Consider the following 12,671-nt stretch of genomic DNA (forward strand, 5'->3'; position numbering starts at 1 on the left):
AAAACAAACAACCAGAGGGTAACCTAACTTTTCAAACATGTCTAAATTGAAGAGGCGGGATAGTTGCGCCCAAAATTTCTCATTGCGCTATTCTCATATTGAAAAAAGTTTAGGCTCTGAATTGCTGTAGTTTCATATAGAAAGAACGAAATAACGCACTGTAGGAGAAAATCAGTGGATACTACGTATAACGACCAGATCGTATCGGGTATCACGGCAGATCCGTTATACCTATAATGACCGCCCCGCATCGGGCATCCTCTTTCCCGCCTAAATAATCATCCTGTCGTTGAAAAAAATCTTGACAAAAACAACAGGACAGAAGTACTCTGCCAGACAGTATTTACCTTACTGTTCGAGCAGCATTCCCCTCAATATCGGAGCATCTCATGGCAAAGATCCAATGGCGGCCCGAAGTTAACGTTCTCACTATTCCCCGGTCCTATAAAATTCGCTTTATACCCTGCGACTCGGCCGGGACGGAAGAATTGGCTGTTGCGATGAATGAGGAAAATTCCAACTACAGCGTCAATGATGCTAAGACCACGCTGCCCCTTCAGCAGCGGGTTATTCAGAAGAAGCGCATCTAATTTGAATGTTTCTAATTATTTCTGCTTGCTAATACTGTTATGTGCAAAAAGCTATGTATATATTTTCGAAACACGCATGAGGAGGATAGTACCATATGAACCGCATCTCATTTCTCAAGATTCTTAACCCGATCATAGGCTTGTTGCTCGTCAATCAGATTGTATCGAGTACATTTCGTCATTATATCTCACATGAAACATTTGAGATGATACATCCAACTGGTGGCATTCTGCTCACCATAGGAATAGGCATTCATATCGGTCTAAATGCCAACTGGATCAAAGCTAACTATTTCAAGAAGAAGAATAACTCTTAAGTGGCTGAATGAAATACAGGTTGAGAACAGGCAGCAGATAGCCAGTAGTTCCAGTAGTTGAACGCATGCACGCCGATCATTTCGCTCGCAACGGTCGGGCATATTGCGCCAGATTGGAGAGTGAACCACCACAAGCAGAACGTGGAAACCGATAGGTTGCCGGAAATCTGTATGCGCTCATCTCCTTCTTTTCGATTCGGGATCAGCAGCAGTACGAACAGGCGACAGCACCTTCTGTCCTTTCCGCCTTGCAATTCCCGTCATATTATATCGATTTTACTCAATAAAGAAAGATATTCCATGCTGACTCTCTATCGCTGCACATGAAGCTGCCGTAACGGCACCCAACCCGGTCTGGGTTCGGGAAAATTGTCATCGGTCTTTATCCTCTCCTGATGCCTTCCTGCGGATTTCTCCGCATCTCTCTAACAGCACAGACGGATTGAGACCGTCTGACTCGTTATCAACACGTTGTCCTCGATAATTGCTGCGGGCAATGTTTCTTTTTTTTCTCACGGAGAAATGTTATGTCTGATTATCAATCGAAAAACCTGGAGATCCAGTCCCCTGTTCCAACACAAGACAGAGGGAACAGAATGAAGCAACTTGAAATCCATCAGACCCGAGCCTTCAGGAAGCAGTTCCAGGCCATGCATAAGGCCGGAAAGAAAGAGCGAACCATTGCTGAACGGGCAGAGCAGATCATACATCGTTTGCAAACCGATCCTTTGGACGAAAAAGCCTCCTGCAAGCGTACTCATAACGGCGAGCTGCGCCTGCGGGACTGCCGTAAATACAACCTTTCCTGCGGTTTCCGGCTGATCGGACTGAAACGGGAAAACCGGCTGATTTTTACCTGCATTGGCAGCCATGACGATTGTCAGAGATGGATAGAAAATAACCGGGATTTTCAGGATGAAATAGAATCGCAGCCTATCCCCCCCATACAGCAGTGCAGTGGCGTTGTAGAAGATTCTGGAGCAACGAACGAGGATTTGGTTGTGGATGATGAATATGAAGAGCAACTGATGAGCCGCCTGAATGATCATGTATTACGAGAGGTCTTTTCCGGTCTTTGCCAGTGAGGTTTTCGGCATCGTCTTGAAAAGAAATACCTTCCCCGTTTTGAGGTGCTGAATTGTAGGGCAGACCTGTTTGTCTGCCCGGCATAAAAGAGCGAACACATAGGGTTGGCTCAACGGCTCTCGAAATAATGGGTAGAATATTTCCTGTTGAATCCCTCACCACATCCTTTCTCACAGCTTACCTGTTTTTTTTCTGCCTTCGGCTTGCTATTGAGCAATTTTTCATACCTGGTAAAAGAATTACACTTTATTTGGATAACTGTTTGACATCGAAGCGTCTTCCATAAGATAATTATTTTTTAAGGCGAAGACATTCCTGACAAGAGTTTTGGAGAAAGCTTTCATCCGTCCTGAGAATAGGGTATTGTAAACTGATAATTTATCTTTACTTGCAGTGCTTTAAATGTTTTATGCAATAATATTAAGAGATAGTAGTCCGTAAAGGGCTTTTAAATATGACCACCCCTATAATGATTGTCACTGGAGAGGCCTCTGGTGATATGCATGGAGCTCGATTGGTGGAAACCATGCAGGCCATGGACCCTGATCTTTCTTTTTCCGGTATTGGTGGCCATGAACTGGCTGCTGCTGGTGTAGAAATGCTTTTTGATGCCTCCAGGCTGGCAGTGGTAGGAATTACTGAGGTCATCAGCCATTTTGGCGATATCCTGGCTGCTCGTAAGGCTTTGATTCAGCGGATGGAGAACGAAAAACCAGCTCTGTTGATTTTGATTGATTATCCGGATTTTAATCTCCTTCTTGCTGCCAAGGCTAAGAAATTGGGAATCCCGGTATTTTATTACATCAGCCCCCAAGTCTGGGCCTGGCGCAGTGGCCGGGTCAGGAAAATTGGCAGGCTTACAGATCGGATCGGGGTTATCCTGCCCTTTGAAAAAGATTTTTACGCCGCCCGTGGAGTGGCTGTTGATTTTGTAGGGCATCCGCTCAAGGATACTGTCAAAAAAGAACTGGTTGCGAACAGGGAAGAATTTCTCCAGGACCAGAACCTGTCAGTTGATCCGGCAACCCGCATCATTGGCCTGTTGCCAGGCAGTCGCTCTAAAGAGATTCGTTCCCTGCTCCCTGATTTTCTGGCGGCGGCTCATAATCTGGTGCAAAGAGAGCAGGAGAAAAAATGGCTTTTTTTGCTGCCTTGTGCTTCAACAATTTCTGAGGAATTGCTGCTGGAAAGTGGTCTTGCCGAGTATCAGGATCGTCTTGCTCTCCATGTGGTCAGTAATAAACGCTATGATGTAATGGCAGCCTGCGATGCTGTGGTTGCCGCATCTGGAACCGTGACCTTGGAGCTGGCCATCCTTGGGATACCCACCCTGACCACATATCGACTTTCTCTGCGAACCTATCAGTTAGGACGCTTGCTCATCCGCAATATTCGTTATGTTTCTCTGGTAAACCTGATTGCTGACCAGGAGGTGATTCCTGAATTACTCCAGGATGCGGTCACACCAGAGGCCATTGCTGACCACCTTCAGATTATGGTGAATAATAGCGATTATCGGGAAAAAATGATTCAGGGCCTTGCCCAGGTTACGGAAAAGCTTGGCCCTTCAGGCTGTGCAAAGCGAGCCGCAGAACTTGCATTCACCTGTATAAAGCAGGAGGCAGCATCCCAATGCGATTAGTGAGAAAAAAAAGAGATCCTGCTGCGATAAAAGAAGAGGCCTTTTCTCTCCCATGGAAAATTTTAGTCATTGACGATGACCCCTCAGTCCATACCCTGACCCAACTTATTCTCAAACGGATGGAATTTGCTGGTCGTAAGATTCAGCTCTTTTCAGCCTATTCTGCTCAGGAAGCCAAGGAGATACTCCATAATGAAACAGATATTGCTGTGGCCTTAGTTGATGTGGTGATGGAGACCGAACATGCCGGGCTGGAACTGGTAGACTATATCCGTGGGGAGCTGGAAAACCGTTATGTCAGGTTGATTATCCGGACAGGGCAGGCAGGATCGGCCCCGGAGCGGGAGGTGATTGACCAGTATGATATTGACGACTATAAGGACAAGACCGAACTGACTGCCCAGAAGCTGTATACAACCATCCGTTCAGCTCTCAAGGCCTACCGTGATATTATGATTATTGAGAGTAACCGGCAGGGCCTGGAACGTATTCTGCAAGCCACACCTGGGCTGTATCTGCCCTGTTTTGATTCGATTGATCAGTTCTTTCAAGGCGTTTTACAGCAGCTTATCGGGCTCTGTAATTTAGGAAAAAATGGTCTCCTGTGTACGATTAACGGATTCATCTCCACCTTTGATCGTAATCATAGCCAGATCCGGGCAGGCACCGGGGATTTTGCCCTGGAACAGGAAGATCAGCAGCAACATGAATGCATTGAGCTTATCCGAACCTGTTCAGAAATTATCAGGGAAGGGCGGACTCCACGTACTGGTGAGCTGAAGCCAGGATCCTTGCTTCTTCCCATTGGGAATGAAGGGAGTGAAAAACATATTCAAGGATTTATTTATTTGGAAAATACCAGTGTCCTGACCAGAGATGATCGCCATCTTATCCAGATCATGGTTAATCAATGTGCAGCAGCCCTGGAGAATTTACAACTCCATTTTGAGCTGAAAGAGGCCAACCAGGAATCTCTGTATATGTTGGCTATGGCTGCTGAGTTTAAGGACCAGGAAACCGGCGATCATCTCCATAGAATATCAGAATATACCCGTTTGCTGGCCTTGGATATGGGGATGAAAGAGGAAGAGGCCAGGAGTTGTGCCCAGGCAAGTATTTTGCACGATATTGGTAAGCTGGGTATTCCTGATGCTATTTTACAAAAACCGGGGGATCTGACCGAGGAGGAGCTTGCTGTCATGCGAACTCACACAACTCTTGGGAAGCGAATCCTGGAAAGGCATCAGTGGTTTCAGCTGGCCAGTGAGATAGCTCTCAACCATCATGAACGTTGGGATGGCAGTGGTTATCCAGGAGGACTTAAGGGGGATGATATTCCTTTGGCGGCTCGTATTGTTTCGGTCGCTGATGTCTATGATGCCCTTTACCATAAACGTTCGTATAAGGAAGCCTGGGCACCAGAACTCTGCCTTGCTCATCTTCAGGAAAACGCTGGTACGCAGTTTGATCCGGCTGTGGTTGCCGCTTTTGTCCGTTTAGCAGAGCGTGGAGTTATGCCGGTTACACAGGAAAGAATGCCCACCGGAAAACACAGCAATGACCCATAAACAACGGAATAGGTTCTGCCACTTTTTTACCCTGTTGCCTTATGATCTTATTCCTGGCTTTGCCCTGATGGCCAGTCTCAGTATTATTCTTTTTTTTACCAGCCGCTACAGTTATCTTCTTTTTCATTCGTTAGTGGAGCTTTTTTCCATTATCGTGGCAGTGATGATGTTCGTAGTGGCTTGGCATACCTATAATTTTTCCCGCAATCATTTTTTGATGTATTTAGGATGCGGGTATTTCTGGGTAGGTTTATTGAGTCTTTTTCATACTCTTATGTACAAAGGGATGAACGTTTTTCCGGGAGTGGTCGGTGCGAATCACGCAACGCAGTTCTGGATAGCCGGACGTTATCTGGAAGCTCTGCTCCTGATCACAGCGCCTTTTTTTCTGACCTATTCTCTGAACCGCAGTTATGCCATGCTGGTGCTGGCTCTTATCAGTTTTACTCTTATCACCCTTATTTTAGGCGGTCGATTCCCTGTTGCCTATCTGGAGGGAACAGGACTCACCCCTTTTAAGATATACAGTGAGTACTTTATCATTATAATCATAATTGGTGCGGGCCTGCTGTTACAGCAACGTCGTGCCCTCCTGTCCCCTCGCATTTATCGTATTATGATGATCGGAATCGCATTAACCGTGGGTGTTGATCTGGTTTTTACTTTTTATACAGACGTCTACGGGATCTCCAATCTGGTTGGCCATTTTCTGCAATTGTATTCGTTTTGGCTCATTTACGAGGCGATTATTCGTACAACGCTGCATGAACCGTTTGCAGTGATGGCACGCGATTCAAGTACCTATAATGCTGTACCTCAGGCAACGGTATTATTGGATCAGGAAGGCAGATTGCGACAGGTGAATAAAGCCGCTTGTCAGGAGACCGGTCTCAGTGAGACGGAAATGATTGGGAAAGATTGTCATACCCTGTTTCATTCAGTCTATCTGAGTAGAGAATCCTGTTTCTTGTGCCAGGCTCTGCGGGCCGGTGAGGAACTTCCTTATACAGAGTTGAAACTGGATAATATGCGGGGCTGGCGTAAGTTCACCCTCAGTCGTGTCGCCACAGGAGGCAGAGGAGACGGTATGGTGCAGGTGAGTACTGATATTACGCAACAGAAACAGGTTGAGGCTGAACTGGAAGCGACCCTGTATGATTTGGACAGAAAAGTAGCCCAGCGTACCCAGGAACTCCATGCTAAGGTGATGGAACTTGAACAGACAAGGGATCATCTGGTGGCTAATGAAAAAATGGCTTCATTAGGACGGCTGGTGGCTGGCTTTGCCCATGAAATTAATACCCCCATTGGTATTGCTGTTGGCGCAGCTTCGCAACTTCAGGAGGCTGCAAACGAGGTAAACCGGATGTTGACAGCAGAAGAGGTTGATGAAGAGGATCTGGAAGAAGCCTTGAAGATTATCACAGAGGGTACAGGGCTGACCTTGACCAATCTCAGGCGGGCTGCTGATTTAGTTCAGCGCTTTAAGCGTTCATCCATTGACCGGGCTTCTGAAGAACTCCGTCATTTTTGGGTTCGGGAGTTAATAGAAGATGTCCTGACCAGCCTGCACAAGCTCCTTGAGCAAGCACAGGTTACGGTGCATGTTCATTGCCCGGAAGAGTTACGTATTATTTCTGTTGCGGGTATAATTGAGCAGGTGTTGGTGAATCTGATCCATAACAGTCTTGTTCACGGTTTTGATAATGGTGCTCAGGCTGGAGAAATTCATATTTCCTGCAGTACTCTGGATAATTTTCATCTGGAGTATCGGGATAATGGTAAAGGGATGAGTGCTGAAACCCTGGAACATCTTTTTGAGCCTTTTTATACCACAACTCGTGGTTCCGGGAAGAGATCCGGGGCAGGGCTGGGAATGTATATCAGCTATAACCTTGTTCATCGTCATCACGGCACCTTGTATTGCGAAAGTCAGCCTGGTCAGGGCGTGTGGTTTGCTTTAGACATCCCTGTTGGCACAATGGCAGATTTTGAGCAACAGGAACAGGCCATGCTCCATGGTTAATTGTTGTGCTGTTCAGGATTCCTCACCGGGCAACCCGTTTGATCACGGAAAAATCTTTATCAGGACGAAAGGGCTTGGTCAGATAATCGTCCATTCCAGCCTTGAGGCATTTTTCTCTATCCTCAGACATAGCATGGGCTGTGAGTGCCACTATGGGCGTGTATTTTCCTTGAATACGGCTCCGCAATCTGAGGAGTTCCTCTTTGTACTGATCATTACTGTAGAGTTCTCCACGTTCACAGCCCCGGATGTATTGGGTTGCTTTAATACCGTCCATCACTGGCATCTGGATGTCCATGACCACAACAGAGTAGTCATTTTCTACCAAAAGTTTCAGGCATTCCAGACCATCAGAAGCTGTTGTTACAACGTGTCCGTTTCGTTCAAAGACGGTTTTAATTAATTGCTGATTAAACAGGTTATCCTCAACCAGAAGAATATTCAGGTTAACACCAAGTTGTTTCTCTTTATCCTTATGAGGGGCCACGCAATCATTATTTATTGCATCCTGTTGGCGTTTAAAATATAAAGAAAAGCAGAATTTGCTTCCCTGATCAATATGTGTTTCAAACCATATCTCTCCCCCTAAGAACTTGATCAGCTTATCGCAGACTGTCAAGCCCAGGCCTACCCCACCAAAACGCCGGGTCATACTGGTGTCAACCTGGCTAAATCCCTGAAAAATATCATTTTTAAAATCATCATGAATGCCAGGTCCTGTATCTGTTACGCAGAATTGAATAACTGCTCCCTGGTCATTTTCTGAAGACACATCAATATCAAAACTAATTTTTCCAGAATCCGTAAATTTAACCGCGTTATCAAAAATTTTTCTGAGGATTTGCTCAATACGTTGAATGTCGCCGAGCAGTCTGTCTGGTACGGTGCTTTCAATCTGGATGGAGAATTCAAGACCTTTTTTTTGCGCACGCTGTTGAAAGGGTTTGATAACCTGATGGATTGATGAGCGTAGCTCAAAGGGGGCGTTTTCTATTGTAAGTTGGTGTGCCTCCATCTTGGAAATATCAAGAATGTCATTAAGAATATGGAGCAGGGAGTCCGAAGACTGGTAGGCATCAGCCAAAAAACGGCTCTGGTCCTGGGTTAATGAAGTGTCCAGGGCAAGACGGATATTTCCCAAAATAATATTCAATGGGGTACGAATTTCATGGCTCATATTGGCCAGAAATTCTGTTTTTGCTGCATTGGCAGTTTCAGCAGCCTCTTTGGCAACAATCAGCTCCTGATTAATGTGGACAAGGTCATTGGTTTTTTTCCGGACCATGTCTTCAAGATGATGCCGATAGAGATCCAGCTCTTTTTCTGTTCTTCCCTTATACAGGGCAATTTCAATGGTAGAGAAAAGGACATTTTCCTGAAAAGGTTTTTGGATATACCCAAGCGGTGCTGATCGTTTGGCTCGTTCAAAGGTTTGCTTATCTGTATTTGCCGTGAGAAAAACTATTGGAAAGGCGTATTTCTGACGAATTTCTTCTGCGGCCTCAATGCCGTCCATATCGCCTTTGAGGAAGATGTCCATGAGGATCAGGTCTGGTTCCATCTCTCCGGCTTTTTTGATGGCCTTGGGACCGGTATCTATGACAAAGGGAACATCATAACCCTGTCGGATTAATCTGGTCTGAAGCTCCATACCAATAATCGCTTCATCTTCAACTACAAGTATTCGTATTTTTTTTTCTTTTTCAGTAACAGGCTCACTCATAGCGCTCTTTTTTGCGTATTGGGTACGTTGTACAGGAGAATTTTTTCTACTCCTGCGCCACAGTAAGGGTACGATCATCAGATAGAAAAATGTAATCGGCAGGTCAATCCGTCATGGTTTTCAAAGGTTAATTCAGCGTCCAGTTGCTTTGAAAGGGTACGAATGAGATTTATACCCAAGGTTGTAGGGGCATCCCAATCATAATCATTAGGAAATCCCGGACCATTATCAGCAACAGAAAGTAGGTAGTTTGTCTTGTCTTTGAGAAAAGAAATGGTTATTTCGCCAGTATTTTTGTCCGTAAATGCGTGTTTAAAACTATTGGTGACAAGCTCGTTCACGATTAAGCCGCAAGGCATAGCAGCATCAACAGGAAGGTCAATGGATTCTGCATTCATATGCAACAGAACATTATGGGCATTATAGGATTGTCGTAACGAGCAGACAAGAGGGTCCATATATTTTTTAAAAGGTACTTTAGCCAGATTGCTGGACTGATACAGGAGTTCATGGACCAGGCACATACTTTTTATTCGATCCTGGCTCTCCTGGAGAATATCAAAGGCATCCTTATTTTCAATACTCTGGGCTTGTAAAAACATGAGGCTGGCAACAATCTGCATATTATTTTTAACGCGGTGATGGATCTCTTTGAGCAGTGATTCTTTTTCAAGTAAGGCTGATTTAAGCTTTGCTTCATCTTTTTTCCGACGAGAAATATCAGTCATTATGGTTCCGACTCCATAAATAGTATTATTATGTCCTCTGAGTGGAAAGCGGTCAACAATGAATGTTTGTGTTTTTTCAACAGGATCACAGGTAAGTTCTTTGGTGACAGAGCAATATTTTTCTTCATTCTCTGTTGCCTTGCCGTGTTCAATTATTTTTTTATCCTCATCCTGCTGATATTGTGCGGCTACGGATGGAAAAATATCCTCCACTGTTTTATTGACGATTTGATCTGTTGAGTAGGCAAAAAGATCGCTAAATTTTTGATTCACAAGGATGAATTTTCCAGTAATATCTTTTAATGTGATAGGCGATGGAGAGTACTCGATAATATCAATGAGGTAGTTTTGGGTTCGTTGCAATTCACGGGTACGTTTTTTGAGTTCAATTCGACTTTTCCTTATATGCCCTATGTCCCGGCTGTAAATTTTAAGAAAAAAACGAAGAAGAACAAGGTAGGCAACGAGTCGGACAATATGCATAATCCACCATTCCGCCCCCCAAAATATTGAAAAATTAAACAATAAGGCTGCAATGGCAAACAGAAGAAAGAAGTTGGCAAGTATATTGTTTTCATATTGATGTTGTTCCTTTGAATCCCGTAAACAAAAATAGAACCAAGCAAGGAGAAAACTGAGACCACCTATTGCATTCATACTGTCGGCAGCCAGTGAAAAAGTTTTTTCCCTTTCCATTACAGGTAGATATTCGGGGTAAAAAAACGAAAGTATTCCAATAAAGGTGCTACACACACCTGTTGCGCAAGGTAAAAATTGCAGTATAGGAATGCTGGCAAGACGCTCAGGGAGCAAAACCAAGGCAGCGGTCAGGCCACCGAGCAATGTTGCAAGGCTATGAAGCCAAATAAAAACTTTTCCTGGCGGCATACTGGCGTGAAAGAGATCAAGTACTCCCATCCCCATTAAGGTACTGGCAACCCATAAATATCCCGGGCGAAGCTGCAGGTTACGCCGCATTATCAGGATAAAGAGAGCCAGGGTGATAGCAGCAAATGAACCAAGTGATTCAATAAGGGAATGAAGTGGTTCGTAGAACCAAGTCCATGTGTCCAGATAGAATTTACAGAAAAAGATAAAAGAGAGAGGCAGAGTAGCGGAAAAAAGCAGGGAAGTAAGAGCTACTTGGTAGACTGGTACGTGATGATTATGCGTATTATCTAGAGGCTCATGCATGAGAATTATAATTTAAGAGTTCTAGAATGGTTAGGCTCATATTTTGACAGGATCTCCGTTTGTTTTTTGTGGAGTTTCTTTTCAAAGTTTATCCTGTCGAAGAATAGAAATCAGGAGCCAGAAGCCCATGATTCCGGCAATAAGAAAACCTGCCAAACCGATAACAGGGATGTCATGCCAGTGTGGTTTAATGCCAGAAAGAACAATCAGTGAGGAGCCAACAATCTGGGCAGCAAGGACAATAGCAAAGGCTATGCGGTTGGAAACCCGATACAGGGCCCGCTCCAGAGGACGGAGTCCGCGATGTTTTAATTCCAACTTCATTCCGCCTTGGCGAAGCAGGGCCAGGATACTGCGGGTTTCGCCAGGAAGATCACGAAGAAGGTTCAGGTATTGGTGACTGGTCGTGGAAAAGTCATCAAACAAGCGGCGTGGATGAACCCTGTCAAGCTTGATTTTTTTCATGAAGGGGTCAGCCAAGGTCAGCAGCTCAACCTCTGGAGCAAGCATTGTGCCAATTCCTTCCACTGTTGCCAGGGCCTTAAACATGAGGTAGAGATTAGGCTTTAAGAAAAGGCGATGTTTGGTCAGGAGCTTGAGTAGTTCAAAATGTATTTTTTCCACCTCTAATTCGCCAATGGGCAGATGCATGTAGCGTCCTGTCAAGTCACTGATATCCAACGCCAGTTTATCCCGATCAATTTCTTTTTTATGCACAGTCATCTTCAGGATACCATCAACGACCTCACTTTCCTTTCCTGAGGTAATACTGAGAACAAAATCTGTAAAGTTTTCCCTGTCCTTTAAAAGGAGCCTTCCCATCTGGCCGAAATCAATAAAGCAGATTTTATTTCCTGGTAAGATAAAAAGATTGCCTGGATGTGGGTCAGCATGAAAAAATCCATGAACAAAAATTTGCTCCATTACAAGGTTGGCGCCTCGTTCAGCAATCAGCCGTAGATCATATCCTTTTTTTTTCAAGTCAGAGACATGGGACGCCTTAATGCCATTGATCCGCTCCATAACAAGAATACGTTCTGTTGATAACTCGGGAAAGACCTCGGGCACATGGAGAGTTGGATTATCGGATAACAGGCGGGAGAAATGCTGAATATTGGAGAGCTCAATAGTAAAGTCAATTTCTCTGGAAATACTAAGGGCGAATTCTTCCACAATGGCAGTGGGTTGATGACCTTGAACCTCCTCAAAATGATCTTCCATTAAGCCTGCGATCTGAGAGAGAATTTCCAGATCAACAGAGATAAGGCTTTCTAAGCCTGGACGTTGTACCTTGACAACAACATCGCGTATCAAAGATTTTTCTGTTTTTGAGGCGATGCGGGCAAGATGAACTTGACCAATAGAGGCGGCAGCCAGCGGGGTTACAAAGAAATCCGTGAAGATTTCAGAGGGGTCTTTACCTTGTTCTTCCCGAAATATTTGCTGAACTTCCTGAAAGGAAAAAGGAGGAACATTATCCTGAAGTTTCCGTAACTCTTCAATATAATTAGGGGAAATGAAATCAGGCCGGGTAGAGAGTAACTGTCCAAGCTTGATAAAGGTAGGTCCTAATTCCTCCAGCCCCATGCGCAGACGCTCCGGTCGGGAATAGCGAAAAATCTGCTCACGGGGCTTACGGTTGATCATTTGCAGCCCGGTTTCAAGGTAATGATCTATATGGAGATGATCAACCAGATCATGAAAACCGTATTTAAAGAGGATCCGCAGGATCTGCCGGTATCGGGTAAGGTGTCGGTAGGTGCGGTTAATGGCACCAAGTCTCCTGATACTGACCAT

8 protein-coding genes are annotated in these 12,671 nt (G+C 44.8%); 5 read left to right on the forward strand and 3 right to left on the reverse strand.

The window, feature by feature from the left end; translation table 11 throughout:
- Positions 1 to 389: 389 nt before the first annotated feature.
- The 5 genes from L2082_RS05625 (at position 390) to L2082_RS05645 (ending at position 7,229) form a co-directional block, all read left to right on the forward strand.
- On the forward strand, positions 390 to 590 hold the full coding sequence (locus L2082_RS05625; protein WP_446011518.1) for a hypothetical protein: 201 nt from the start codon (positions 390 to 392) through the stop codon (positions 588 to 590).
- An 844-nt stretch (positions 591 to 1,434) separates the two neighbouring features.
- Positions 1,435 to 1,992, forward strand: a complete 558-nt coding sequence (locus tag L2082_RS05630) for a hypothetical protein (RefSeq protein ID WP_446010789.1) — start codon at positions 1,435 to 1,437, stop codon at positions 1,990 to 1,992.
- 455 nt (positions 1,993 to 2,447) lie between these two features.
- On the forward strand, positions 2,448 to 3,635 hold the full coding sequence (gene lpxB / locus L2082_RS05635) for a lipid-A-disaccharide synthase (protein ID WP_446010788.1): 1,188 nt from the start codon (positions 2,448 to 2,450) through the stop codon (positions 3,633 to 3,635).
- On the forward strand, positions 3,626 to 5,203 hold the full coding sequence (locus L2082_RS05640) for an HD domain-containing phosphohydrolase (RefSeq protein WP_446010787.1): 1,578 nt from the start codon (positions 3,626 to 3,628) through the stop codon (positions 5,201 to 5,203). The genes lpxB and L2082_RS05640 overlap by 10 nt, the downstream gene beginning before the upstream one ends.
- Entirely contained in the window at positions 5,193 to 7,229 is a 2,037-nt protein-coding gene (locus L2082_RS05645; RefSeq protein WP_446011519.1) for an MASE3 domain-containing protein, read from the forward strand. Before L2082_RS05640 ends, L2082_RS05645 begins: the two co-directional genes overlap by 11 nt.
- Before the next feature lie 22 nt (positions 7,230 to 7,251).
- On the opposite strand, the gene L2082_RS05650 is transcribed toward L2082_RS05645, so the two are convergent.
- The 3 genes from L2082_RS05650 to L2082_RS05660 all read right to left on the reverse strand — a co-directional run bounded on the left by L2082_RS05650 (position 7,252) and on the right by L2082_RS05660 (position 12,671).
- Positions 7,252 to 8,952, reverse strand: coding sequence for a response regulator (locus L2082_RS05650; protein ID WP_446010104.1), 1,701 nt, complete (start codon positions 8,950 to 8,952; stop codon positions 7,252 to 7,254).
- A gap of 77 nt (positions 8,953 to 9,029) precedes the next feature.
- Positions 9,030 to 10,874: a histidine kinase dimerization/phosphoacceptor domain -containing protein gene (locus L2082_RS05655; RefSeq protein WP_446010105.1), complete on the reverse strand. Its 1,845-nt coding sequence runs from the start codon at positions 10,872 to 10,874 to the stop codon at positions 9,030 to 9,032.
- A gap of 81 nt (positions 10,875 to 10,955) precedes the next feature.
- Positions 10,956 to 12,671, reverse strand: coding sequence for an ABC1 kinase family protein (locus L2082_RS05660; protein ID WP_446011520.1), 1,716 nt, complete (start codon positions 12,669 to 12,671; stop codon positions 10,956 to 10,958).

The organism is Candidatus Electrothrix sp., from assembly GCF_052785085.1.

Coding starts and splice junctions, on each gene's coding strand:
- L2082_RS05625 (WP_446011518.1), top strand. CDS start 390: ATGGCAAAGATCCAATGGCGGCCCGAAGTTAACGTTCTCACTATTCCC.
- L2082_RS05630 (WP_446010789.1), top strand. CDS start 1,435: ATGTCTGATTATCAATCGAAAAACCTGGAGATCCAGTCCCCTGTTCCA.
- lpxB (WP_446010788.1), top strand. CDS start 2,448: ATGACCACCCCTATAATGATTGTCACTGGAGAGGCCTCTGGTGATATG.
- L2082_RS05640 (WP_446010787.1), top strand. CDS start 3,626: ATGCGATTAGTGAGAAAAAAAAGAGATCCTGCTGCGATAAAAGAAGAG.
- L2082_RS05645 (WP_446011519.1), top strand. CDS start 5,193: ATGACCCATAAACAACGGAATAGGTTCTGCCACTTTTTTACCCTGTTG.
- L2082_RS05650 (WP_446010104.1), bottom strand. CDS start 8,952: ATGAGTGAGCCTGTTACTGAAAAAGAAAAAAAAATACGAATACTTGTA.
- L2082_RS05655 (WP_446010105.1), bottom strand. CDS start 10,874: ATGCATGAGCCTCTAGATAATACGCATAATCATCACGTACCAGTCTAC.
- L2082_RS05660 (WP_446011520.1), bottom strand. CDS start 12,671: ATGGTCAGTATCAGGAGACTTGGTGCCATTAACCGCACCTACCGACAC.